Genomic DNA, 25430 nt, shown 5'->3' on the forward strand with positions numbered 1-25430 from the left:
TGTTAATATCTTATCAAATATAAAACATTTTATATTAATCTAAACTAAGCAGCAACGAATTTACGAAACTAAACATCTCGGTTTTACATTTATGAAAGGGTTTACAAAAAACAAATCGGGAACGAAGGGAGAATCATATGCACAAGAGCATGCTGAGTAAGACGGCTGCGGCAGGGATAGCCGCAGTTTTAATGGTGGGAGGTTTAGGCGCTTCAGGCCAAGGTCCTGCAGTGAGCGGTCCTGAGGTATACGCGCAGGAGGCGCAAGAGGCGCAGGAGACGCAGGTGAAAAAGGGGGAGAAAGCGCCTATATTCCGAGAGGCATCCGTCCATGATCCGTCCGTCATCAAGACAGGGGATACATACTATGTGTTCGGTTCTCATCTGGCCGCCGCCAAATCGAAGGATCTGATGAGCTGGGACATGGTGGCGTCGGGGGTCTCGAATGGCAACCCGCTGATTCCGAACGTGACGGAGGAATTGAAAGAAACGCTGGAATGGGCGCAGAGCGATACCTTGTGGGCAGCCGATGTGATTCAGCTTGCCGACGGCAAATTCTATATGTACTACAATGCTTGCAAAGGGGATTCCCCCCGCTCGGCTATGGGCGTCGCGGTAGCTGATCAGATCGAAGGCCCGTATAAGGACACCGGCATTATTCTGAAATCCGGCATGTGGGGCGAGATCAGTGAGGATGGAACCGTCTATGATGCAACGAAGCACCCGAATGTGGTGGATCCGGATGTGTTCTTTGATAAGAACGGCAAGCTGTGGATGGTGTACGGATCCTATTCCGGCGGAATTTTTATAATGGAGCTGGATTCGAAGACCGGAAAACCGCTGCCTGGGCAGGGATACGGCAAGAAGCTGCTTGGCGGCAACCACAGCCGAATTGAAGGGCCGTACATGCTCTACAACCCGACCACGGACTATTACTACCTGTATCTGTCTTACGGGGGATTGGATGCGGTTGGGGGCTACAATATGCGGGTCGTCCGTTCCAAAAATCCGGACGGTCCTTTCTTCGATGCGGAGGGCAACGATATGAGAGAGGTGAAGGCCGATCCTTCCCTTCCGATCTTTGATGACCGATCGATTGAGCCGTATGGCGTGAAACTGATGGGGAACTACTTGTTCAAGCGCTTGATCGGCGATCCGGGAACGGGGATCGGCACCGGGGCCGTATCGCCGGGCCATAACTCCGTCTATTATGATGAACAGAGCGGAAGAACATTCCTTATCTTTCACAGCCGCTTTCCGCAGCGGGGGGAAGAGCATGAAATCCGGGTGCATGAATTGTATATGAACCAGGACGGCTGGCCGGTAGCGGCTCCATATCGCTATGCGGGTGAGGAAGCCAACGAAGCCAAGAAAATTACGCCGAATGATGCAGCCGGAGACTACAAGCTGATTCAACACGGGAAAGATATTTCGTCCGTGATAAAAGAATCGATGCCAATTGAGCTTCATAAGAACGGTAAAGTGACGGGCGGAGCATCCGGGACATGGAAGATCAGCGGCAAGCGGGATGTGCTGCTTACTCTGGATGGAAAGAGTTATAAAGGCGTACTGACTCAGCAGTGGGACCCGGAAGGGAAGCGGAAGGCGATGACCTTTACGGCTCTCTCGGCCGATGGCACCGCTGTGTGGGGCGCACGTCAGCTTGATCGAAGCGACAAGGAAATCGTGGATGCCGTGCAGAAGGACTTGTCCCTCGGGGATGTGAGCGGGGTTTTCTACGATCTTGATCTGCCGTCAGAGGCTTCCGGCGGTGCGGTTATTCGCTGGAGTTCCTCTCATTCCCAGGTCGTATCAGCGGAAGGGAAGGTCCAACGTCCTGCTGCCGGGGCCGGGGACGCGAAGGTTACGCTGACCGCTCAGATTACGAAAGGCAAAGCGAAGACTTCCAAGACCTTTGACGTGACCGTGTTGCAGCAGTCAGCAGGGCCGCTGCTGCTGAATTACCCATTCAGTGAGAATGAGGGCGGCTCGGTAATAGACAACTCGGATAATGGATTTCATGGCAAGGTCCTTGGAGGGGTTAAGTGGAATGAGAAGAGCCGGCAGGGAGGCGGAATGGACTTTGGCGGCTCGGACGGCTATATTGAACTGCCGAACCGGGTTGCGGATACAGAGGACTTTACCTTTGCTGCTTGGGTATATTGGAAGGGTGGAGCACCGTGGCAGAGAGTGCTGGACGTGGGGAACGGACTTGCCAGGCATATGTTTCTGACACCATCCCAGCATTCGGGCGTTCTTCAATTCACGCTGCATGGCAGCATGGGAGATCAGAGTCTCTTGGCAAAGACGCCACTGCCGAGCAATGAATGGACGCATGTTGCGGTCACGCTGCAAGGGGATGCCGGTAAGCTGTACGTGAACGGTCAAGTCGTAGCATCCGGTGATCATATGAAGCTAAATCCAAATGAACTGCTGGCAACGGAAGCTTATTTAGGTAAAAGCCGGTTTGCGGCCGACCCTTATTTTAACGGGAGCTTGGATGAGGTGCGGATTTACAATGTGGCGCTAACCGACAGTGAAATCAAGAAGCTGGCGGAATGACTTAGCAGCTGACCTGAGGATATCCCTTGCTCTGACCGTTCATAAATAAAGAAAAGGGATGGGATAAGCCAAAAATATAGGGCGCAGTATAAAATAATGCGTGATATATGAATCCTGTTGTAAAACAAAGACGGCCCTTCTAAAAGGGCCGTCTTTGAGGCGTTTATATCAATACTGTTGAATTATTTTACCGCGTATCCGACCGATTCGCCTTCGACCAAGGTGACGTAGATGCGTTCATTCTCAACGGTTTCCCCGGCGATCAGCTTGATCAGTTGTTCGGCTGCGAGGGCCCCCCACTTGCGTTTGGAGTAATCGATCGTTGCCAAGCGCGGCTGCATATAGCGGGTCAGCTCGATATTATCAAAGCCGATCAGATGAATCTGCTCGCCAATCATCAGAGAAGAAGTTTCGGTTATCTGGTTGTAAAGTCCGATCGCCATTTCATCATTTAGGCAGAATACGGCTACCGGATGCTTATACTCCTCAATGATTCGTTTAGCCGCTTTTTCACCGCCGCTTTTTTTGAAATCTCCCTCGATTTCGACCCACTCGATGTTATCTACCCGGTCTTGTGCCTGTTTAATGGCCTTCATCCGCTGCATGGAGTCGAAGGATCCGGGCGGACCGGTAACGATATAAATCTTTTGATGCTTGCGTTCGATCAAATATTCCATGGCCAACGTGGCGCCTGCTTTATTGTCCAGGAGCACCTGGTTAATGTTTTTATGATCGAGCTCTCGGTCCAGAACGACTATTTTGTGATTACGGTCCGCATATTCTAGCAGCTCCTCGCTTTCGAAGGCCTGATCCAGAATAATGGCACCGTCAATCATTCGTTCGGGAAGCATCCGGTGGGACTGCTTGCCGCTGCATACAATCAGATCATATCCTTGAGCGTTGGCGACTTCCTTCATCCCGTCTAGAAGATCTCCGTACACATCTCCTTTGAAATCGGTCAGAAAGACGCCTATAATTTTGGACTCTCGCTTTTTTAGCGTTCTGGCCGCCGCATTCGGCGTATAGTTCAGCTCCTGGGCAATGGCCAAAATACGAGAGCTCGTCTCATCCGTTACTTTGCTGCTGCCGTTAAGGGCATAAGATACGGTCGATATCGAAACACCGGCTTTTTTTGCGATATCCTTTATACTTACCAATTTCCTCGCTCCTCCGCTCGTAAACCAATCCCTACTGGGAACTTATTCTTGGATGCTATAGTCATGGCGTTATGTCGTTTGGGCGGAATTTGCATGCAGATTACATGAAAATCTCAACCCTATTATGTTCCTGGATCATCTCTTCAAAATGCTGTCTTGAAACCCGCAGGCCGCCTTTACGGTAAGGATTGGCCATTCGCTCTGCCGCCAGCTCGCTGCCGTTCATCACGATGCGGCTGACGGAATTACCTGTAACGTGGTAGACAAAAGTTACCGGGGTTCCGGCGAACTCATAATCGAAATGGAGGCCATCCATGCTGGCAGGTATGACCGGATCCAATATGAGGTCTCCGCGGTCCTGACGGATGCCGAGGGCATTGGAGATCAGCTGATTCATGTAGATTCCCGGTCCGCTGGAATAAATACGCCAGCCGCCTTTAACCTCCACTTTTCCGCTGCGCAGATCCTCGAAATGCTCTTGGGCCTCGTAACGGGTATTGAACTTGCCGTCAGAGCTGCTGAAATAAGCATTGCTTTGGCGGATCGCCGCATTCGGCACGACCTCCTGAATCCCGACAGGATTGATCGTTTCAAGTCCTTTCCATACATCCTCACCATGTCCAAGCTTAGCCATGGCCTCGATGTAGCGAATGTGGGCATGTACGTACTGCAGGCCCACCTCACGCCCGAAGTTTGCGGCCTGCTCCGCCCGTTTGAAATGCGTGCTTACGCCGCCTTCATAGGAGGCCGGGCGGTTCATCAGGCGTACGCCGTCAGGGAACAGCAGGGTGCTCTGAATGAGCTCGTAATGGGCACGGGCTTGCTCCGGCTCAAGCAGCTCGGCAATCATGCTGCGTGTCATTGGAAGCAGACGGTACTGGATGCCGGTATCCTGGTCTTCCGGATGCAGCATCAATTTAGGGTGATCCGGATCCTCCAGATAGAGGAATCCAGGGATAACATCATTGTTCAGCATGTACCGCTTGAAATCCTGCCCGATGTTCGATGCGATTTCAGATAATGCGTCCGCCAGCTCCTGATCAAACGATTGCAGAGCCGAAGAAAGCTGGCTCATCGTCTGATACGTGAGGGCTACGGTCCAGCTGCTGACCATGAACTGCTTCAGCTGCGCGTTAGCGGGCTGAAGGGTGTCGTCCCAGTCCCCATCCCCGTAGGAGGACAGATGCGTATCATGCAGGAAGTGGCTGCGTATATAGTCAATTTCTTTTTTGGCATGCTCCAGAATAGATGCCTTATTCTCTGTAAACTGGAAGGAGTGCTTAAGGGTATAAGGCACCTTCTCCTCCAAAATACTAAAGTCCTGTGTCACTGTTAAATAATCGCTCAGTACTTTCAGCGGCCACACAATGATATCCCCGTGGCTTTCTTCCTGCTGTATGGCGAAATAGCGGTCGAACATAAACCACTGCGGCCAGTTTCCGTCATCTTCGTATTGATGACAGTATACCATTTTGAGAATATCCCTTACTTGTTCATATTTCTGCGTGGCCATAAAATACTCGACAGGTCCCTGGCAGACGTCCCGTGTTCCCCAAGCCGCACCGCCGTACTGCTCCAAACCATGGGGGGAGGAATAGTGGACGAACATGTTATGGGTATACCACCAGGCAAGTGCGTTCACCTTGAACAGCTCGTCGCTGCCGTCTTCAGAACGCGAGAGATGAAAGCCATTCATGACACGGCGGTAGAACTCTCGGTAACGAATAATTTCTTCTGATGCGCTGCGCGGCAGGTTGGCGATACGCTCACCTTCCAGAAGGCCCTGCATCGTAAGCGTCCAATCGCTTGAGCCGTCCAGGCGGAGGGTGACGAGGGAGGAAGAGCCCGGTGTTATGCCGTCGGCCATAACGGTTTCATCTCCAACGGTTACCTTTGCACCATCGATCCATAGGCGATATTTCAGTTCCGGGTAAGCCCCGGCGGATACCGGATTCGTATCGCCGTGGAACGTAAGCACTCCGGCTTCCTCCGTCATGCGTACCGGTGTTTCGTATTCATTCACGTTCATGGTCACATGATTGGTAACCAGGTAATTGTACGGAATTCCGCTTTCCGATTGGACATGCAGGCGCACCTCGGGTGCATCCAGCAGCGTGTAGTTCGTGATGATCAGCATGTCATCCTCAGTTTTATAGTACCAACGGACATAATTGAAGCCCATTTCGAACATGGACGGCATGGTCAGCAGTCGATACGTTCCGTCCTTCTCCACATAAATCCGCTGTCCCGCTGTTTTTGGTACATTAAGTGCGCTGCGTGCATTGCTCATCATTTTATTCATGTTGGTGTTGCCAACGACGACATGAGAGTTGAAGATGCCGTACATGAAGGAGGTGGTCGCCATGACTTTGGCGCCAAGCTTCAGGTTGTCTCCGCTCAGAAGAATGTGCCCGTGCGGTCGTTCTGCAAGCATTTCCTTGTGCTTCATGACAATATGCTCATAAGTGTCTGTAAAGAAAGCCAGCAGACTGCCGTCTTTTCGCTCCTCTTGGTGTCTTGCATTCTGCGGAAAACGCACGTTTATTTCCTCTTCCGACAACTCGAGTGTTTCAAGCGGCTTTCCAATGGACGGTTTGAGTCGAACGGGAGGGAGGGGGTTCAGGCTTATAGCTTGTGCTCTGTTTTCATAGGTATGCCAAGCTTGTTTAACCTCTTCCAAGTATTCAAGCTCTTCTACAGCCGAAGGATGATCCCCTTTAAAGAGGCCGTAAAATACAAAGCGTTCCTCTCCGTCCAGCGTCTTTTGTTCGGACTGGAGTCCGATATACGCAAATTCATATTGATAAACCTCAGAGGCTAACTGTTCCTGGCTCAGGCAGACCGGCGTATTGGTCGCTTTGTACGGCAGGCCGAAGAACTGAAAGCCGTCCGTGGAAAAGCTTGAGGCGCCCGTGAGGGATCCCTGCTGAAGATAAGGGAAGGCTCCGGCCTGCGGCTGGTTCTGACGGGAGCATACCACATAACCCAGCTCCCTGTTCTCGAAGACGCGGTGGTCGATATATTGGGAAAGATAAGATTCGTTGCTGCGTACCGCTCCGGCATCGGCAATGCCGATATCCTGCCCATAAATCATGTCGATGACGGTCCCTTGTCCGCGAGTCTGGACGTCCCAGAACCAGATCCCGTTTGGATGAAGAAGGAAAGAAACCTTATATTCAACGGATTCAGCAGTGCCTTCCCAAACGATGGCTCCATCCGCCGTACTAACCTTGCTGCGGGAATGGATGCCGAGCAGCGGATAAGAGGTGATGCCGGACTCACTGTGAATCCGCAAATATATATTGTTCATCGAACCGTCCAGTGGACTTGCAACCAGTTGGTTGATCATTGTTCTGCCGCTTACGGCTTGATATAAATCACCGCTTTGCCAAAAGGTAAAGCGGTGGTTACCCGCGTGAATGTTTATCTGGTCTTGTGTAATGGTTGTCATAGGGTAGATCACTCCTCCTATCCCGGCAATAACCGCTCGATCCGGGCGGCTACTGCCAAGGCAGCTATGCTGTAGTTTGAAATATGAAAGTAAAGGAACAGGGTTATATAAGCTTAAAGGCAGCTTGGAGCGTATCCCGGCTGTTAGGGCCGATAAACAATTGGAAGCTCCCGGGATCACTTGTAAAGCGGAGATCGCTGTGGTGGTACCGGAGCATGTCCTCGCTGATGGAAAACTCGACCATTTTGGTTTCACCCGGCTGAAGCTCCAGCCGTTGGAATCCCTTTAGCTCCCGCAGCGGTCGAACGACTTCGCCCGTTATATCCCGAATATACAGTTGAACGGTTTCGATACCCGTTCTTGTACCCGTATTGGTTACCTCAACGCTTGCGGTTAGGTGCTGTTCTGCCGTCATTTCACTGCCGGAGATGTGAAGCCCATCATATTCAAAGCAGGTATAAGATAGACCGTATCCGAATGGCAGCAGGGGCTCGTTAGGACTGTCTATATATTTGGATACATAGCGTTCGCCGGTTTTGGATGGATCCATCGGACGGCCTGTATTAAAGGCGTTGTAATAGACGGGAATCTGTCCGGCTGAATGCGGGAATGACATCGTAAGTCTTCCGGATGGATTGGCGCGTCCGATTAATAGATCAGCAATGGCGGCCCCGCCTTCGCTGCCCGGGAACCAGGCCTCAAGCACGGCATCCGCTTCGTCGAAAACACCGTGCAGATCCAGCGGGCGGCCGTTAAAGATGACAGCGGCAATCGGCTTGCCCAGCTTCTTCAGGTGCTTAACCAGCTCGAGCTGCACCTCCGGCAGGGTGATATCTGTGCGTGAGCCGCCTTCACCGCTCATGGCGGACTCCTCACCCAGGGCGAGAACGATGACATCTGCTTCGCGGGCAGCCTCCAATGCTTTTTCCAGCTGCTCTGCAGTCATCGTATCAAAGCCGCATCCGGCAGCCGTGGTAAGGTTGCCACTTACGCGCTCCCGCATGGCAGTTCCGAGCTGCACCGCATCCTCCTTGGCGCCGACACAGGACCACCATCCGAGGATGTCTTCATGGTCCGCAAAAGGGCCGATCAAGGCAATGCTGGAATCGGGCTGCAGCGGAAGAACGCCGTTATTCTTGAGAAGAACGCTGGATTTGACAGCGAGTTTGTAGGCGGCACGCCGATGCTCATCGCAGAAAAGCACTTCGCGCTCACGTTCCGGATCTGCGCCGCGGAACGGATTCTCAAACAACCCAAGCTTATTTTTCAACTGGAGAATACGAAGAACCGCTTCATCAATCAACGATTCGTCGATACGTCCGCTCTCGATCAGCTGCGGCAGATGCTGGACATAGCAGGGGGTCATCATTTCAATGTCGACGCCTGCGCGCATGGCCCGGTAGGCTGCTTCGCAGTCATCCTCTGCGGCCCCGTGAGCAATCATTTCCCGGATGGAAGCCCAGTCGGAGATGAGAATGCCCTCAAAGCCCCATTCGTCCCGTAAAATACCGCGCATCAGCTTTTCATTGCCGGAAGCCGGTATACCGTCAACGGTATTGAAGGAGGCCATCACCATCTCACAGCCTTCATCCAGAGCGGCTTTATAAGCTGGAAGGTAATACTCGCGCAGTTGTCTCTCTGACATGTCCACTGTGTTATAATCACGGCCGCCCTCCGCGGCGCCGTATGCGGCAAAGTGCTTGACGCAAGCAGCGAGGCGTTCGTTATCCTCTGCAAGCCCGCTTCCCTGATATCCGCGCACGAAAGCTCTGGCGAACAAGCTGTTCAGATACGGATCTTCACCTGTCGTTTCCATGACTCTTCCCCAGCGCGGATCGCGTACCAGGTCAACCATCGGCGCGAACGTGACATGAATGCCGGAGACGGCGGATTCCCGGGCGGCGATCTCCGCGCTTTTTTCGGCTAGTACAAGATCCCAGGAACAGCCGATCGCAAGCGGGATGGGGAAGATGGTCTTAAAGCCGTGGACTACATCCGCCATGAACAAGAGCGGTATCCCGAGACGGCTTTTTTTCATATAATCCTGCTGTAATGCTATGATCGAAGCTGCCCCTGAAAGACCGAGTACCGAGCCGCTGGCCCGGACCATCTCTCCGGTAATTCCCATTTCCTCCATAGGGCCTGTAATTTGACTTTGATCTTCTGTGCCTTCATGAAGATTTGCGGTAAGCTGCAGCAATTGAGATATTTTCTCTTCGAGCGTCATCTTCGTTAGAAGGTCGTTAATTTGCTTCTGGTCCATGTAATTCCCTCCACTTTTTTATATATAAGAGAACAGATTGGCTGAAGACGGACGAACGATATATCCTTCTCCTTTCTCAGGAGCCTGTACAACATAGGATCGTGCTCAGTTGTGCAAGCTCCTCATTCAGAAGAACGAAGGACGGCAGAAGTGAAGAACCCGGCTGCATCTTAAATCCTGCACACCGGGTTCAATGACTTGTACCGCTGGCGAATGCCTCAGGCCAACTCTATGAAGCTGTTTGTTTTACTTCTTTAGGTTGTTAAGTTCATCCAATACAGGTTGTACAAGAGACTGCTTGCTTTCAACCCATTTTTTCCAGTTCGCTTCCAAGTCTCCTTCTTGGAGGATCAGGTTGGTGTACTCGTCTGCATAAGCGAAAGTTGCCTGATTTTTGGCTTTGGAATCATAGAGCTGAACGTCCCATTCATACAGGGCCAGCTTTCCGCCTTCCTTGCCCAGCTTCGCTTTGTTCTGGTAATGCTTGATTGCCGTATCGCGGTATTCCTGCTTGATTGCCGGGTTAATCATGCTGAAGTCGTCGCCCAGCAGGTAGAGACCTTCAAAACGGCCAGGGTATTTATCTTCCAGCGAGGTTCCTTCAGGAAGCAGGCTGATCAGCTCTTTGTTATCTCCGTACTTCCAGTCTTTTCCCTCGAAGCCCATGTTCAGCGTCATTTGTCCTTCTGTAGTTGTGGAATACTCCAGAAGGTCCATGATGCGTTCAAATTTGGCTTCGCTGATGTCTGGCGAGAAGATCAGTGCCGACCAGAAGTTAACCTGCTCCAGGTTACGGTATTTCCCGTCATCACCAAGTACGATAGCGGTGTGAACAACTTCATCGCTGTTCAGGTTCAGGTTCTTTTTCATGTCTTTATCCACATCGTTACGGTAGGAGGCCAAACCGCCGAGACTCATAACAGCAGCCGTGCCGTTAACCCGGAAGTTGTTGCTGCCTTCGCTGTTTTTCCATGTGTAGTATTCAGGATTGAGAAGGCCTTCCTTGTAGGCTTTCTGCATCAGCTTCAAACCGGTAAGCGTCTCAGGATCGGCAGGACCCCAGTGGTATTTGCCGTCTTCGCCTTTATAGAAAGCGGACTCGACACGGGAGTGCTCGCTGTTTGGCATCATGATGTTGGTCAGGACATCGTCGGCGTTGTAGGAAATCGGAACAAGCTTGGATCCGACTTTGCCCGGGTCTTTTTCTTTAACCAGACGTGCGTACTCCATAATTTCACTTGTTGTATAAACGTCCTTGATTTCAAAGTTGACTGCTTTCGCCCAGTCACTGCGGATTGCAATAACACCAATCTGGTTGGTGAGCGGGTCTGCAGGCTTGTTCTCGTAATAAACGGGTCTAGGCAAAAGATACGTTCCGCCGGTCAGCTCTTCCAGCTTATCGCCGAGACCTGTCAGTTTGTAAGCCGCCGCCACGTTTGGCCAGCGTTCCTTCCAGTCATCTGGGAATTTGTACAGAAGGCCTTGATCAATGTAATTCATAGCATCGCCGTGAACATAGTTCCAGGTAGCTACATCGGGCAAATCGCCAGAGTTGATCCAGAGTCTAAGCTTCTCGCCCCAGGAATCCCATTCGATAAAGTTGTAATCCCACTCGATGTTGTACTTGTCCATCCAGAACTTGTGGAACTCGTTGTCCATCGCGCCGTCTTTGAGCGTAACGGTGCTGGCTACTGAAATCTTCAGCTTTTCTTTGTAATTGCCATTCTCGTCTTTCTCGTTGCCGCCAGAAGATTCCTTGCTCGAGCACGCCGTCACCATGATCATGCTCAGACAGAGCAGCATGGTAAGAATGGATTTTGTCGACAGCTTTTTGTTCGTTTTCATGTTTTACCCCCATGAATAATCAGATTTTTGTTGAAAAAAATCTATGCATCAATCAGGTCTTGATAGCCCCTGTTAATACCCCTTTGGCAAAATGTTTTTGAAGCACCGGGAAGAAGCACATAATCGGCACCATGGTGACGAATACGGCCGCCATTTTCATACCTGTCGAGAAATTGGCCTTTCCTACGGAATCCACGCTGGCAGCATTGGATGCATTGGTCTGCGATTCCACGATGATGGTCCGGAGCACGTTCTGCAGCGGAAGCTGGTCGGCCTTTCGGAGGAAGATCATCGCGTCATACCAGCTGTTCCAGTAAGCAACGCCGTAAAACAGCGTGATGGTGGCTATGATCGGAGCGGCCAGCGGAAGCACGACCGAGAACAGGATTTTCCATTCCCCGGCACCGTCAAGCCGTGCGGATTCCATAAGGGACTCCGGCAGGCCCTGGAAATAGTTCATCATCAGGATCATATTAAAGGCACTGAAGCTGCCAGCCAGGATAACGGACCAGAGTGTTCCGGTTAAATGCAGCGATTTCATGATGAGATAGAGCGGTACGATACCGCCGTTGAATATCATGGTGAACAACACCAGCATAAAGATCAGCTTTTTGCCGGGAAATTTATTACGGCTGAGTGCGTACGCCATCGTCACGGTTAAAAACAGACTGAGCGGCAATCCCACAATCAGAAGTTTGAAGGTGTTCCAGTAACCGGTCAGGATGCTTCCGTCAGCGAACAATGCCTTGTAATTTTCGAGCGTGGGGTTCATGGGCAGCATCATAAGCGGGTTGTCCGCGTATTCCTTAGGCGTAGCGAACGAGATCATGATGACGTTCCAGAAAGGTATCAAAATCAGCAAGGCAAGTACCAACAGAACGGTGAACAGAATGTAGTCAAGCGGCGTCATTCTTTTCTTGTTTTTGCGCGTTTTCCGCGCTTTCGGTTGTGAAGCTATCGTGCTCATTCCTTTTCCACTCCTTTCTTAACGGAATAAACCGTCTCCGCCCATTTTTTTAGCAACCCTGTCCGCAAGCAGGAGGAGAATCATGTTGACGAGCGATCTGAACAAGCTGACCGCTGTGGAGAACGAGAAGTCTGTTGACGATTGGAAGGTAATCCGGTAGATGTAAACGTCGAGTACTTCCGATACGTTCTTGGTTGCGGCGTTCGCCAAGTTGAAGATTTGGTCAAATCCGGAGGACATCAGTCCGCCCACCGACAGGATGAACATAATCGTAACCGTCGGCATAATGTTGGGCAGCGTAATTCGGAACATCTGCTGCATTCTTGTGGCTCCGTCGATCTGAGCCGATTCGTACTGATCCTGGTCAATACCGGAGATGGCAGCCAGATAGACGATGGCACCCCAGCCGGCGGACTTCCAGATATCCGTCATCAGGATCATCGGAATGAACGTGCCTTCGGACCCCAGGAAGTTAATGGTCGGCAGTCCCAGCAGCGCCAGGGTGCTGTTCACAAGCCCGTCATAAGACAGAACGTTGATGACAATCCCGGATACGATAATCCATGACAGGAAGTGTGGGAACGTAAGCACCGTCTGGAATGCTTTTTTCATTCGTCCCATCCGAAGCTCATTGAGCATGAGTGCAAGTATAATCGGGACCGGAAAGGTGATGGCAAGCTTGATGATATTGATGTAAAGTGTGCGCCATACGGCGTCGATAAAGGTCGGGTCCCGGAACACGTATTTAAAATTCTCGAAACCGACCCACGGGCTGCCCCAGATACCCATGTTGGCTTTGTAATCCTTAAATGCAAGGGACAGGCCGCCCATCGGCAGGTAAGCAAATAACAACAGCCATATCAGTCCGGGAAGAAGCAGGGTATAGATCATTCGGTGTTTTTTAATTTCGGACAGAAGTTTATTAAACTTCGAACGTTCGGTCGGTTTTTTGTCAGGCCCTAAGGCTGCAGGTTTCAAGTGGCATCTCCTCACTCTTCTTGGGTCTTGTCGTTAAAAAGAAAATCAAAGGCTGTCTCTAGGTGCTCTTCCCAGAACCGCCATTCATGTGCTCCTGGTCCTTCTACATAGCGAAAGTCGGATCCGGTTTGCCGCATATATGCTGCGAATTCCCTGTTCATTCCGATAAAGGGATCCTCGGTTCCGCAGCAGCAGAGGATGGGAGGGAGCTTGCCGGTCTCTTCCAGGCGTTGTCTTGCCAATGCGTAGAGATCCTGACTAGGCTGGATTTCCAGCTCCGGACCGAATACGGCCTGCATTTCCTTGAGCATGCCGGGAGGCATGTCCATATCATGGATTCGCTGCCGAATATCGGTTACACCGGATAACGAAACGGCTTTTGCGTATCGGCCCGGATAAGTGAACGCGCATTTAAGCGCTCCGTATCCGCCCATGGACAAACCGGCGACAAAGGTTCGGGCCGGGTCCGTATTCAATTGAAACAGCCGGCTGCAGAACTCCGGAAGCTCCTTGGTAAGGTAATAAAAATAGTTAAGCCCATACGTCATATCGGTATAATAGCTTCGGTTTGCCTCCGGCATGATGACTGTGCAGTTGTATTTGTGTGCGTATAGCTCAACGGTAGTCAGGCGTTGCCAAGTGCTTGCGTTATCGCCTGCTCCATGAAGAAGGTAGAGCGTGTTTTCCGGCGGCTTGCCTGAGTCAACGGGCGATACGACATGGATGCTTGTCGTCATGCATAAGGTAGGCGACCCGGTCTCTATCGTGATATGCGCCATATGTAACCCCTTTCATTATCGTGTGATTTAGGTAAGGTGGCTCAGGTATCTATTGACCGATTATTTCGATATAAAAACCGAGACTGCTGAAGATTCCTGTCAGTTCAGTAACTGAAGAAGATAAAACGTTATATTTAGTTTTATGAAAGCGATTAATCGAATCGTTTCGATAACATCATAATTCCACTCCATATCTTCTGTCAATATAGTATTTCGAAAAAATGGTTTTCTGTGTCAAATTATGTCGAGTGGGCCTTTTTTTCTATTTCACCTCCCGTATTAGGTGGAATATGAGCAAGGAAAACGCTTCCAATGTATTGAGCTATATATATATTTCATTAGAACATATTTAGCTAAAGGGATTATAAACTGTTGAAACGTTTCTATCGAAGTTTAAACATGTTATTCTGGAATTGGATATATGAATAAATAAAGCTGAAGACCTTTTCAGGACTGCGACCTATAGGCTGCAGTTAAAATGACTATCGGATAGGAGGTAAATCCATGTCTAATCGATTATCCGGCTTTATTGATTACATTACAGACAGAGGATTGCAGGTGCACTCAACCCGGGTACGTCAAAGCGGCCAGCTGTGGGAAAAGTTCGATTTAACAGAGGACAAGCGGCGTGTCCAACATTCCATCAGCAAATCCTTTACCTGTATGGCCGTCGGCCTGGCAATTGAGGAAGGTAAACTGTCTCTGGACAGCCGTCTGGGTGAATTTTTTAATGATAACACCTCGGTAAATGGCAACCTTGAGCCGGCTTTGGATCCCGGTAACATTACACTATATAATCTGCTTCGAATGTCCTCGGGACATGATTCGCCGCCGTTATGGGCAGATGAAAGAGCATCCTTGAAGGAGAAGGATTGGGCTAAGCACTATATGTCTCTGTCGCTTGACCGGAAGCCTGGTGACATTTTTACATACAGCAGTGGCGATACGTTTATGATCTCGGCTATGCTTCAGGCAGCTACAGGGGAAACGGTAAGGGACTATCTGACTCCCCGCTTGTTTAAGCCCCTGGGTATAGAAAATGTCAAGTGGGAGTCATCCCCGCTGGGTGTTACGCTGGGATGTGCGGGCTTATCCATCAGCAATGAGGAACTCAGCATCTTTGGCCAACTTCTTCTGCAGTATGGACTGTGGGAGGGGAAACAGATCGTGCCTGAATCATGGATCCGATTTGTGACCGGCAAACAGATCGATACGAAGGGAAGCCCAGACTGGGCTCAGGGTTATGGCTGTCAGTTTTGGATGAGCACTCATGATGCTTATCGTGCTGATGGGGCATCCGGCCAGCTATGTATAATTCTACCTCGTAAAGACGCGGTCATTGCGGTGAACAGCCAGGAAGACCGAATGCAGGAAATCATGGATGCTGTTTGGACGGAAATTTATCCGTTGTTGTAGAGGATTACCATGAGATTCACATGAAGGGGATCCCAATGTCCATTGGACACGGGGTCCTTTTTTTGTTCCGATACCGTTGTTCCCTGAACGTGAGCAGGTGCCCCTAAAGGCTTTTTTGGCATGGAGAACCTCATTGATGAAGTGAAACATTCTGCATCTTGCCATTCCGATCATGGTCATTACGAAGTGTCTTTGACAGGGATGGGAAGGGATATTTTTGGGAGTGCTTAGCTTTAAAATAACGGTTGACAGGAGGATGTATTTCATATATCTTAATATTAAGTTAAGTAACTATATAAAAGTTAGTTGATTGAAAGGGGTAAGTTTGAAGTGTTTAAACGTTAGCGAAGATGAAGCAGGTTAATCATTCTATATGTATATATCTTTAAATTAAGATATAGATGAACGGTGTCGATGGATTTCTATAAATTATGAAAATGAAAAATAAAATGGAGGCGAATAAATGGCTATAGATATTGGATTGTTGTTACTTCGTTTGGTGGTTGGTTTGTCGTTCATGGCGCACGGCGCGCAGAAGCTGTTTGGATGGTTTGGCGGTTACGGGCCGAAAGGGACCGGCGGCTGGATGGAATCGGTTGGCATTAAGCCTGGTGTCATGATTGCGGTGTTGTCAGGTCTGATGGAGCTGGTTGGCGGACTGTTGTTTGCGGCTGGATTTCTCACGGTGCTCGGCGCAGCGCTGATCACGCTGACGATGCTGGGCGCAATCGTGAAGGTGCATGGCCGGAACGGGTATTGGTCTACAGCGAATGGATATGAGTATAATCTGCTGTTGATCGCAGTCGCAGTTGCATTGGCACTCACGAGTGCAGGCGCATATTCGCTGGATGCGGTAATCTTTAACTAATCGATGATGGAGGCGTGCAGATATGAGTGATCTGACAACATTAATTAAGAGCCGGAGATCGGCTAATCTATTTATGGAAGGGATTGAAATCCCGGATCAGGATTTGAACGATATATTTAATGAAGTTAAATATGCTCCTTCGGCTTTTAATTTACAGCACACGCACTATGTGGTGGTTAAGGATCCCGATATCAAGCACAAGGTTTACGAAGCCGCCAACAAGCAGCATAAGATACTTACCGCGTCGGCCGTCATCGTGGTGCTGGGGAATCAGCAGGCCTACCGGGAAATCGGGAGAATGAATGAGGGTTTTCTGAATTTGGGCGTGATCGACAAGCTTGAATATGACATGACGGTTGAATCCGTCACGAATTTTTATGAAGCGGGCGGAGAATCCTTCATGAGGGATGAAGCCATCCGCAATGCCAGCCTATCCGCGATGTTAATGATGATGGTGGCTAAGGACAAGGGGTGGGATACCTGCCCGATGATCGGTTTTGATCCCGAGATTCTGCAGAAGAAACTGAACATTCCGGACGCTTATGTGCCCGCCATGCTGATCGCGATTGGCAAGGAGGACGCAAGAAAGCCACGTCCCCGGGGCTATCGCAAGCCGGTATTGGAATTTGTAAGCTATAATCAATTTTAAATGATGCATAATATGAGAAGGAGCTCTCGCTGCAGGTCTTTAAATCTGGCAGGAGCTTTTTTTTTCATCTACAATGATAAACATTCCCCTCTGTTATGACGATGATGAATATAAAGAGATCGGTGCAGCGCCAATCCTACATACGATTGTATTCGTTATATATGGAGGTGAATGAAATGAAGACGAGGAAGAGGTCATATCTGCGATCCGGACAGATCCTAATTATGGCTGTCATGACGATGATGTTAATGGTGGCATGCACGAAGGAGGTACCGGGATCCGTATCCGTACAGCAAAATAGATCGACCTCCGCCACGCCGAGCGCAGGAGAAGCCGGGAATGCATCGGAAATGCCGCCGCCAGCTAGGGAGAGTTTGCGTAAGGCATTCCATTCGGAAGAGCAAAGCCATCACCAGGTTAAGCAAGAAGTAGAGCCGCCAGCGGGGGAGTCCAACCATGATCCGATTGAAGCGGTTCTCAACATGTATGAGGCGCTTCAGGCTAACGATTCTGCATCGTATTTCCGTCATGCTGACATTGCGAGTGTCCGTATGTCCCCCGCCATGCTGAAGGTGCTGTTCGAAGAGGCCGGCAAACGTGAGGTGAGACCGGAACGATTCAAGCTTTTTGATAAGGAGGGGCTGGATCGGGAAAGTCGCCAGCTGCTATCACTTACGTACGGCAGCCAGGCCGAGGTTGTGCTGGAGGAGCTTAGTCAGGGCGATCATAACCTATGGTTTGTGACAGCGTTCCCTGATGGGCTTAAAGTGGTGGAGCAATCCACGATCTACCCCGGGGCTTATGAGCTTGGAAGAGAGGCGACAATGGAAGAGCTTATCGCGATAGAGATCCGGCATACGGCGGAAGACAGGACATTTCTCGCAGCAAAAGCGAAGCAGCCTGTATGGAATCCGGTGCAGACCGTTTCCTTGCTGTATCAGGCAGCACAGGCGGAGGATGCGGAAACCTTTTATGCGATGTCGGGTGGAGACGAGGGATATTTTTCGGGTCAGTACGCCCGGGACATGGTGGAATTTACGGAATGGATGAGAGCTTTTGAAAGCGTGCAGCATATTTCAATCGAATCGGTTCCGCATGAGAATTTGGCTGGGAGTTACAGAGAAGAATATAATAAAAGCTTTGGCGACGCATGGCAATTCATTGTGGCTTGGGACCCGAAGGATGAAGCAGGATACCAAGGGACATACTGGATTATGGCGCCAGGCGAAGACGGAATTCGATATGTGGTTAAGCAGACGCTTACTGCCAATCTGGAATCCTTTTTTAGATGAAAAGTGAATACATACATAAACCTTAGTAAACATAGAAGCCCCGCTCATCAGAACAGGGCTTCTATGTTATCGTCATGACCTTGGCAAATTACGGCTGAAGATTTTGGAGCATATCCATCGTTTCGTTAATTTTAGTGATGGTTTGAACGATGTTGGAATTCTGGAAGTCGGTCACTCCGTTCTGGATTTGATCCATATAGCCGTTGATGTCGGTCAGCAGCGTGTCGTTTAAGCCGACCAGCTGTTCATGGATGGACTGCGCAAAGGCAGGGGCATCAATGCCATTAAACTCCGAAATCCGGGTTTTCATCGCCTCGAGCTCTTGGGTCAGCATTTCCTTGGCATCTGTATTCGTGGCGGCCTGCTGGGCAAGCTCCGGAATGGATTCGGCAAATTGGGAGGTTTCATTAATAAAAGTAGTGGCTTCTTTCGTATAATCCAACGAATTGTTCACGCTGTCCACCAAGGAACAGCCGGAGAGAACTCCCAGAACAAGTGAAATCAACAATAATCTTTTGATCATTTCTCATCCTCCTGTCGTCTAAACGCAGTTCTTATACGTTGTATACGTATGGCAAGGAGAATGGTTGTATTTTTTTCGCAGTCTCCTTTCAGGATGATTATGTATTAGACAAAAAAATCGATGCACAATGGCTCCGAGGAGGGTTAGGTATCGAATTCTTATTTTTTTGCCGGAAGCGCGAATACCCCGCAAGCCAAAATGGCTGCGGAGCAGGGTTGAACCTGGGCGCGCGTATCGCGGGTCGATTGCATTTTTCACGATGATGGTTAGTAGTTCAGGATAGAAGCAGGAACTGCAGGCCAGATTAGATCTGTCTTGCTTCCAGTCGTTTGGCGATGACGGACAGAAGATAATTCAGCGTGAAGTACAGCAAGGACGCAAAAACAAGGGCGGGTATAACATAGTCATAGCTGGAACCGCTAAGAATCTGCACATTGCGCATCAGCTCAGGCAGTGAAATGATCACGGCGAGCGATGTGTCTTTAATGAGCGAGATGAACTGGCTCACCATGGGCGGGGACATTCGGCGCAGCGCCAGCGGGAGAATCACGTGCCGCAGTGTCTGCATATATGAGAGACCTGAGGCCCGGGCCGCTTCAATCTGGCCTTTATCCACCGATACGAGGCCGCTGCGGACAATTTCGGCGATCATGGCTCCTTCAAAGATGCTCAAGCCGACGACGGCCGCCCAGAAGGTGGGAATTCGAATCCCGGTCTGGGGCAGAACCATGCCGATGAAGAAAATGATCAGCAAGAGCGGCAGATTGCGGATTATATCCACGAATATGGCCGTTGTCTTCGACAGGAAGGGTGTTTTCGTATATCTCACGGTCCCGAGCACGGTTCCAATGATGAAGCTGAATACAATGGATAAGCCGGCAACCTGCACCGTGATCCAAAAGCCTTGAAGGAGATATCGCAGATTCGGCCAGGAGTACGCACCGATAAAATCCATCTCATGCCACCTCCTGTTTATTAGGCAAACTTGCGTTTAACGTCAATTGCTTCTCGCAAAGCGCCGCTCCATGTAATGGACGGCCAGGCTGAGCGGTATGGTCAGGAGCAGGTAGAACAGGGCCACAAACGTATAGACGGGAATGCCTTTAAAGGTGCTCAGGTTAATCAGATCGGCATAATACATCAGGTCCAGTCCGGCGATAACGCCGAGGACCGAGGAGTTTTTGACCAGATTGATCAATTGGTTGCCGATGGCCGGCAATACGATTTTGATCGCCTGTGGAAGAACGATGTAGCGCATATTCTGGATATAACTCAGCCCGGAGGAGCGAGCCGCCTCCGACTGTCCGGAGGGTACCGCCTGGATCCCCGCCCGAATGGCTTCGGCAATGAAGGCAGCCGTATACACCATTAGCCCAAGCGTACCCGAAGTAAACGGGTCCACCGGTATGCCGAGAGAGGGCAGGCCCAGGAAAAAGAAAAAGACAACCACCAGTAGCGGAATGTTGCGGATAAACTCAACATAGATGGCGCCGATGGCTTTCAATATGCGGAATGGGGCAATCCGCAGAATGGCGATCAAGGTGCCCAGCACCAGGCTGCCGATCAGCCCAAGCAGGCTGGCGAGAATGGTCTGGCCCAGGCCAGCCATGAATTGATCCCAGTGCTGGACCAGAATGTTAAAATCCCACAAGGTCAAAATGCCTCACCTCCAATGGGGGATGATGGTCGTTTAGCCGGTCAAAAGTAGCCAGGCTGTTCCGCCCGATAATAGGGAGGAACCTGATTGGAGCCATGACAACTTAAGCCCGGCCGACCATTACATGCTTGCGGTTATTCCGGTTTTACGCCCATCCATTGCTCATACAGTTTGTCGTATTCGCCGCTATCCTTCAGCTCCTTCAACAGCTCGTTGACGGTTTTCACGAACTCCGGATTCCCTTTTTTGATGGCCATGCCGTAGGGTTCATCCGTAAAGTTGCCGCCGACCAGCTCAAAGCTCGGGTCCTGCTGCTGCATGCCGAGGAGGATGGAATTGTCGGTGGTCAGGGCATCGCCCTGTCCCGCTTTGAGGGCGGTGAAGGCGTCCTGATAGTTCTCGAATTCGAGAATGACCGCGTCGGGCGCTTTCTCGCGGATGTTTTGCGCAGAGGTAGAGCCCTTTACGGTAAGCACCTTCGTATCCTTGTTCAGGCTTTCCAGACCCGTGATCGGGCTTCCCTTCTTCACGAGCAGCGATTGGCCGGCTTCAAAATACACATCGCTGAAGTCCACCTGCTCTTTGCGCTCCTCCGTTATGGTCATTGTGGCGATAATGATGTCGATGTCCCCGTTTTTCAGCATGTCGATCCGGGTCTTGGAGGTGACCTCCTTCAGCTCGACCTTGGTCTCGTCACCGAGAATTTTTTTGGCCAGCGCTTTGGCGATGTCGATATCGAAGCCCTCCACATTGCCGGTCGCTGGGTCCTGCAGTCCAAACAGCTTCGTATCATATTTCACCCCGGCTACAAGCTTGCCCCGTTTCTTGATCGCCTCGAGGGTGTCCGTATTGCCGGAACCCCCGCATCCGGATACGACCAGCATGATGACTAAAGCTAGCAGGGCCGCGCTCCACTTGAAGGTCCTCGTCAATCTTTTCTTCATACACCAGATCCCCCTTAAAGATATGAATTCTCTTAATAAGTTAATTTCCTAAAGAGCAATGCGGCAATTTCTTTCCGCCCCTACGCACCAAGTCCGGGTTAGTGATGCAGCAGACGGCTCAGGAACGCCCGTGCTCTTTCTTCCCGCGGCTGATTGAAAAAATCGGAGGCGGGCGCATCCTCGATAATCCGGCCTTCGTCCATAAAGACGATTCGATCCGCGGCTTCGCGGGCGAAGCCCATCTCATGGGTAACCACGGCCATGGTCATGCCTTGGTGGGCGAGTGAACGCATGACATCCAGCACTTCGCCGATCATCTCCGGGTCGAGTGCGGACGTCGGTTCATCAAACAGCATAATCTTCGGGTTCATGGTCAATCCGCGGGCAATCGCAACCCGCTGCTGCTGGCCGCCCGAGAGCTGAGAGGGATAGCTGTCCGCTTTGTCCGCAATTCCAACTCGCTGCAGGTACGTCATTGCTTTTTTCGTTGCCTCCGCTTTGGACATCCCCAGCACCTTCATGGGCGCAAGAATGATATTGTCGATTACCTTTTTGTGCGGGTACAGGTTGAAATGCTGGAAGACCATCCCGATATCCCGCCTAAATGCATTGATGTCGATCTTTCTGTCATGCAGCTTGACGCCATTCACGACAAGCTCGCCATCCGTAATGCTTTCGAGCCGATTGATGCACCGCAGCAGCGTGCTTTTACCGGAGCCGGAAGGTCCAACGATGACAACGACTTCCCCCTGGGAAATGGTCAGGTCGATTTCTTTCAGAACATGGAAGGTTCCGAAAAATTTGTTGACGCGGCTAAATTCAATCAGTAGAAATCCCCTCCTATTCACTTCGAATTGGACGCTTGCATCATGTAAGCTTGTGTCCTGTCTTGGTGCCAGGCCCTTTTTACACTGGTATGGCAAAGGGAGCTTGTTCCATGCCACTTTTAGGAAAATTTAGTATCCAAGCGGTGGGGAGTGAGATATAATAGGGGGCGTAATCATATGGAGGAGGCAACATGGATAAACGTGCAAAAATAACCGAAATCGACCTGGTTCGGGGCTTTGCGATGATGGGCGTGCTGATGGTGCATGCGACGTCGTTCGCCACAGTTCAGATGCGCGGGGACGATTTTTTTGGCTTGTATAACTTCTTGAACATATTCTCGAAGGTTGGAACGACGACCTTCATATTTCTGAGCAGCTTCGTGCTGTTCTATAACTATTATCACCGTCCGTTCAAAGGCCGTGACCTTGCGCGGTTCTTCAAAAATCGGCTGATGTATATCCTGGTGCCGTACCTGCTGTTCTCGGTGTTATTCTTTACGGTGGCCTGGTATCATCGCGGAGGCGAGCCGAATCTGGCGGCAATGCTGCAGAGTTTCTGGCCCAAGCTGGCAACGGGGAAATCTTACACGCACTTATATTTTATCTTCATTAACATCCAGTTCTATCTGCTGTTCCCACTCGTGCTGATGCTGCTGAAACGATTCCGCGGCTTCGCGGCGGTCTGCGTGCTGGTCGGCATTGGACTGCAGTGGTTGTTCTATATCGGCAATGACGCCTGGTGGGACGTAACGAACCGGAACAGCTGGTCGCTGTCGTTTCTGTCGTATTATTTTCTTGGGGCGTGGATCGGCATTTATTATGACCGGGTCAAGGATTGGCTAACTTCAACGCAGCATCCCGCAAGACCGGTGCTGCGCAAGCTGGGCTGGATCGCCCTTTGGGCAATATGGCTGGGCGCCGCGCTGGCGCATATCGGCCTTCGATACAATCAGCGGCTGCTGGGGACGGAATATCATCCGCTGCTCTACGATGCCTTCTGGAATGTGCATACGTTGACAACCGCACTGGTCATGCTTCAGGTTGCTCTTCATTTCGGAAATAAGAGGTCGTGGTGGTTGAACGGGTTCAGGCGGCTCGGCGTGTATTCCTTCGGTGTGTATCTGGTACATCCGCTGGTGCTGCTCCTCTACCGGGACTTTCCTCCGCAGACGGAGAACTCCTGGCTGCTGCTGGCGTGGTATGCTGGCGGTCTTATCAGCGCACTGGCTGTCTCGTATATAGTGGTGTACAGTATGAGTTGTCTCGGGAGCTGGACCTGGATCTTTTTCGGTAAACTGCCGGGCGGCTTGCGGAAGGGAAGATCACCAAGTCAACCTGTTCCCGCTCAGCCGGTTACGGAGGTTTCATCGTAAGTTTGATAAGTGGAAAGGTGCAATCCTCGAACAGAGGATAGCGCCTTTTTCTTTTGGCCGATGGCCGATATTTCAGAATGATTCCCTGATTTTCGGAATGGAGCTTATTGCCCAGCATGACATGTTATATTTTGACTGATGTTTGGCCTGTAGAACGAATGTCGCCGTTGATATGGAACAGGTCAATTACATTCGTTACAGACATGGAAGCGAGGGAATGCCAATATGAATGATAGCAGAAATCCTTTGGTAAGCGGTTTTGTTAAGGCGGGCGGCAAACGCGTGGTGAATGGGGACGGGCAGGAAATTCTGCTGCAGGGAGTCGGACTTGGCAGCTGGCTGCTGCCGGAAGGATACATGTGGAAAATGCCGGAGCAGGTAGACCGTCCGCGGCGCATCGAAGGCATGGTCAGGGATCTGATCGGCGAGGAGAAGGCGGCTGCGTTCTGGGAGACCTATTACGAGCGTTATATCACCGAAGCCGATATCCGGCAGATCGTTTCGGAAGGCTTCAATTCCATTCGAGTACCGATCAATGCGAGGTTCATTATGGAGGAAGGGCAGCACCCGCCTTTTGTATATCATGAAGGTCATCTGAGGCTCATTGATCAGGTGATCGATTGGTGCAGGACGTATTCGCTGTATGTTATTCTGGATTTGCATGGCGCGCCCGGCGGACAGACCGGGGCCAATATCGACGATTCCGAGCGGGATTTGCCGGAGCTGTTCACGGATCGACGGAACGCGGAGCGAACCGTGGCACTGTGGCGCTTGTTGGCGGAACGCTATAAAGATGAGTGGATCGTGGCCGGTTACGACCTGCTTAACGAACCGCTGCCCGACTGGTTCAGCGAGTACAATGACCGGGTGATGCCGCTGTATAAGGAAATCACCGCGGCTATACGCGAAGTGGACAAGCGCCATATGATCATTTTGGAAGGCGTCCACTGGTCTACGGACTGGAGTATTTTTGACGACAAGTTTGACGATAATTTGATGCTGCAGTTCCATAAGTACTGGAATAATCCCGACACGGAGAGCATTCAGAAGTATCTGGATTTTCGCGAAGAATGGAATGTGCCGATCTTCATGGGTGAAGGCGGCGAGAATAACCCGCAGTGGTACACGGGCGCATTCCGAATGTTTGAGGACCATAACATATCCTGGAACTTCTGGACCTGGAAGAAGATGAGCACTCAAAACTCACCTTTCTCGATTCGCATGCCGAAAGGCTGGGAGAAGCTGACGAATTACCTGGAAGGTGGAGAGAGGCCCTCTTCCGCTGAAGCTGAAGCGATTCTGGGCGAATTCCTGGATCATCTTCCGCTGGCAGCTTGCGATGCTTACCCGAACATATCACGGTCGCTGCTTCGCCGGCTGCCCATTCAGATTCCGGCGGAGTTTTACGGATATCGGGGCGAGGGCCTTTCTTATCATGTAGAGACGAAGGCCAGTCAGGATATCGGCTTCCGGTTTTCTGACGGCGTTCCGATGCGAATGATGACGGGCAAGGCAGAGAAACCAAGCTACGCTCCGGAAGGCGGCAAGCCGTGGGCGAAGGACAACCTGGTATGCGTACAGCTCCGGGAGGGCGATTGGCTTGCTTATGATGCGCTTTGCGCTGGTGCAGGCATCTTTCATCTGGACATTCGGGTCCTGATTCCCGAGGGAACGGTGGATATTATGCTCCAGATCGGGGACCGGGAGCCTGAGCTTATCTCCTTGTCTGACTCTGGCGATGGACAGTGGGACATCCATAGGGTGGCTGCGGCTATGCCGATTGAGGAAGGCCCCGTGGATCTGGTGTTTATGGTGAATAAAGGCCGCATCGAGCTGGATTGGCTGGAATTTATCGAAGCTCGTTAAAGTGATATGGTGAA

Annotated in this window: 19 protein-coding genes; 7 read left to right on the forward strand and 12 right to left on the reverse strand. The window is 50.9% G+C overall.

The window, feature by feature from the left end; genetic code table 11:
- Positions 1-137 precede the first annotated feature (137 nt).
- The gene (locus AC0VZ8_RS02780) at positions 138-2561 is read left to right on the forward strand and encodes a family 43 glycosylhydrolase (protein ID WP_475485988.1); all 2424 of its coding nucleotides are present in this window, start codon (positions 138-140) and stop codon (positions 2559-2561) included.
- Between the two features lie 182 nt (positions 2562-2743).
- On the opposite strand, the gene AC0VZ8_RS02785 is transcribed toward AC0VZ8_RS02780, so the two are convergent.
- From AC0VZ8_RS02785 to AC0VZ8_RS02815, 7 genes are all read right to left on the reverse strand, one after another.
- Positions 2744-3718 (reverse strand): LacI family DNA-binding transcriptional regulator, encoded by a 975-nt coding sequence (locus AC0VZ8_RS02785; protein WP_071222247.1) that lies wholly within the window; start codon positions 3716-3718, stop codon positions 2744-2746.
- A 100-nt stretch (positions 3719-3818) separates the two neighbouring features.
- Positions 3819-7169: a GH36-type glycosyl hydrolase domain-containing protein gene (locus AC0VZ8_RS02790; protein WP_475485989.1), complete on the reverse strand. Its 3351-nt coding sequence runs from the start codon at positions 7167-7169 to the stop codon at positions 3819-3821.
- 103 nt (positions 7170-7272) lie between these two features.
- Complete coding sequence (gene bglX / locus AC0VZ8_RS02795) at positions 7273-9432, reverse strand: beta-glucosidase BglX (RefSeq protein WP_475485990.1); 2160 nt, start codon at positions 9430-9432, stop codon at positions 7273-7275.
- Positions 9433-9678: 246 nt separating this feature from the next.
- Positions 9679-11277 carry a type 2 periplasmic-binding domain-containing protein gene (locus AC0VZ8_RS02800; protein ID WP_475485991.1) on the reverse strand — a complete coding sequence of 533 codons (1599 nt, stop codon included), beginning with the start codon at positions 11275-11277 and terminating at the stop codon, positions 9679-9681.
- Positions 11278-11329: 52 nt separating this feature from the next.
- A complete protein-coding gene (locus tag AC0VZ8_RS02805) occupies positions 11330-12244 on the reverse strand; it encodes a carbohydrate ABC transporter permease (protein WP_071222243.1) in 915 nt (304 codons plus the stop codon).
- A gap of 18 nt (positions 12245-12262) precedes the next feature.
- Complete coding sequence (locus AC0VZ8_RS02810; protein WP_260066539.1) at positions 12263-13222, reverse strand: ABC transporter permease; 960 nt, start codon at positions 13220-13222, stop codon at positions 12263-12265.
- 11 nt (positions 13223-13233) lie between these two features.
- A complete protein-coding gene (locus AC0VZ8_RS02815) occupies positions 13234-14001 on the reverse strand; it encodes an alpha/beta hydrolase (RefSeq protein ID WP_475485992.1) in 768 nt (255 codons plus the stop codon).
- Between the two features lie 504 nt (positions 14002-14505).
- On the opposite strand from AC0VZ8_RS02815, the gene AC0VZ8_RS02820 reads away from it, so the two are divergent.
- The 4 genes from AC0VZ8_RS02820 (at position 14506) to AC0VZ8_RS02835 (ending at position 18226) form a co-directional block, all read left to right on the forward strand.
- Positions 14506-15417 carry a serine hydrolase domain-containing protein gene (locus AC0VZ8_RS02820; protein ID WP_475485993.1) on the forward strand — a complete coding sequence of 304 codons (912 nt, stop codon included), beginning with the start codon at positions 14506-14508 and terminating at the stop codon, positions 15415-15417.
- Positions 15418-15880: 463 nt separating this feature from the next.
- The gene (locus AC0VZ8_RS02825) at positions 15881-16285 is read left to right on the forward strand and encodes a DoxX family protein (protein WP_475485994.1); all 405 of its coding nucleotides are present in this window, start codon (positions 15881-15883) and stop codon (positions 16283-16285) included.
- Between the two features lie 22 nt (positions 16286-16307).
- The gene (locus tag AC0VZ8_RS02830; protein WP_475485995.1) at positions 16308-16934 is read left to right on the forward strand and encodes a nitroreductase family protein; all 627 of its coding nucleotides are present in this window, start codon (positions 16308-16310) and stop codon (positions 16932-16934) included.
- 176 nt (positions 16935-17110) lie between these two features.
- Positions 17111-18226 carry a hypothetical protein gene (locus tag AC0VZ8_RS02835; RefSeq protein ID WP_475485996.1) on the forward strand — a complete coding sequence of 372 codons (1116 nt, stop codon included), beginning with the start codon at positions 17111-17113 and terminating at the stop codon, positions 18224-18226.
- An 88-nt stretch (positions 18227-18314) separates the two neighbouring features.
- Here AC0VZ8_RS02835 and AC0VZ8_RS02840 read toward each other — a convergent pair whose 3' ends face one another.
- From AC0VZ8_RS02840 to AC0VZ8_RS02860, 5 genes are all read right to left on the reverse strand, one after another.
- Positions 18315-18749: a DUF6376 family protein gene (locus tag AC0VZ8_RS02840; RefSeq protein WP_475485997.1), complete on the reverse strand. Its 435-nt coding sequence runs from the start codon at positions 18747-18749 to the stop codon at positions 18315-18317.
- Positions 18750-19053: 304 nt separating this feature from the next.
- Entirely contained in the window at positions 19054-19704 is a 651-nt protein-coding gene (locus tag AC0VZ8_RS02845) for an amino acid ABC transporter permease (protein WP_260066530.1), read from the reverse strand.
- 42 nt (positions 19705-19746) lie between these two features.
- A complete protein-coding gene (locus tag AC0VZ8_RS02850) occupies positions 19747-20406 on the reverse strand; it encodes an amino acid ABC transporter permease (protein ID WP_397376680.1) in 660 nt (219 codons plus the stop codon).
- A 134-nt stretch (positions 20407-20540) separates the two neighbouring features.
- Positions 20541-21350, reverse strand: a complete 810-nt coding sequence (locus AC0VZ8_RS02855) for a glutamate ABC transporter substrate-binding protein (RefSeq protein WP_475485998.1) — start codon at positions 21348-21350, stop codon at positions 20541-20543.
- 98 nt (positions 21351-21448) lie between these two features.
- A complete protein-coding gene (locus AC0VZ8_RS02860) occupies positions 21449-22198 on the reverse strand; it encodes an amino acid ABC transporter ATP-binding protein (RefSeq protein WP_475485999.1) in 750 nt (249 codons plus the stop codon).
- A gap of 170 nt (positions 22199-22368) precedes the next feature.
- Here AC0VZ8_RS02860 and AC0VZ8_RS02865 point away from each other — a divergent pair, with 170 nt between their 5' ends.
- Positions 22369-23550, forward strand: a complete 1182-nt coding sequence (locus AC0VZ8_RS02865) for an acyltransferase (protein WP_475486000.1) — start codon at positions 22369-22371, stop codon at positions 23548-23550.
- Between the two features lie 225 nt (positions 23551-23775).
- On the forward strand, positions 23776-25416 hold the full coding sequence (locus AC0VZ8_RS02870; RefSeq protein WP_475486001.1) for a glycoside hydrolase family 5 protein: 1641 nt from the start codon (positions 23776-23778) through the stop codon (positions 25414-25416).
- The last annotated feature ends 14 nt before the right edge of the window (positions 25417-25430 follow it).

This window comes from Paenibacillus sp. QJM3NY_38, from assembly GCF_056173265.1.

Excerpts from the sequence above, each read along its gene's own strand:
- AC0VZ8_RS02780 (WP_475485988.1), top strand. The coding sequence starts at position 138 with ATGCACAAGAGCATGCTGAGTAAGACGGCTGCGGCAGGGATAGCCGCA.
- AC0VZ8_RS02790 (WP_475485989.1), bottom strand. The coding sequence starts at position 7,169 with ATGACAACCATTACACAAGACCAGATAAACATTCACGCGGGTAACCAC.
- bglX (WP_475485990.1), bottom strand. The coding sequence starts at position 9,432 with ATGGACCAGAAGCAAATTAACGACCTTCTAACGAAGATGACGCTCGAA.
- AC0VZ8_RS02800 (WP_475485991.1), bottom strand. The coding sequence starts at position 11,277 with ATGAAAACGAACAAAAAGCTGTCGACAAAATCCATTCTTACCATGCTG.
- AC0VZ8_RS02805 (WP_071222243.1), bottom strand. The coding sequence starts at position 12,244 with ATGAGCACGATAGCTTCACAACCGAAAGCGCGGAAAACGCGCAAAAAC.
- AC0VZ8_RS02815 (WP_475485992.1), bottom strand. The coding sequence starts at position 14,001 with ATGGCGCATATCACGATAGAGACCGGGTCGCCTACCTTATGCATGACG.
- AC0VZ8_RS02820 (WP_475485993.1), top strand. The coding sequence starts at position 14,506 with ATGTCTAATCGATTATCCGGCTTTATTGATTACATTACAGACAGAGGA.
- AC0VZ8_RS02825 (WP_475485994.1), top strand. The coding sequence starts at position 15,881 with ATGGCTATAGATATTGGATTGTTGTTACTTCGTTTGGTGGTTGGTTTG.
- AC0VZ8_RS02830 (WP_475485995.1), top strand. The coding sequence starts at position 16,308 with ATGAGTGATCTGACAACATTAATTAAGAGCCGGAGATCGGCTAATCTA.
- AC0VZ8_RS02835 (WP_475485996.1), top strand. The coding sequence starts at position 17,111 with ATGAAGACGAGGAAGAGGTCATATCTGCGATCCGGACAGATCCTAATT.
- AC0VZ8_RS02840 (WP_475485997.1), bottom strand. The coding sequence starts at position 18,749 with ATGATCAAAAGATTATTGTTGATTTCACTTGTTCTGGGAGTTCTCTCC.
- AC0VZ8_RS02845 (WP_260066530.1), bottom strand. The coding sequence starts at position 19,704 with ATGGATTTTATCGGTGCGTACTCCTGGCCGAATCTGCGATATCTCCTT.
- AC0VZ8_RS02855 (WP_475485998.1), bottom strand. The coding sequence starts at position 21,350 with ATGAAGAAAAGATTGACGAGGACCTTCAAGTGGAGCGCGGCCCTGCTA.
- AC0VZ8_RS02865 (WP_475486000.1), top strand. The coding sequence starts at position 22,369 with ATGGATAAACGTGCAAAAATAACCGAAATCGACCTGGTTCGGGGCTTT.
- AC0VZ8_RS02870 (WP_475486001.1), top strand. The coding sequence starts at position 23,776 with ATGAATGATAGCAGAAATCCTTTGGTAAGCGGTTTTGTTAAGGCGGGC.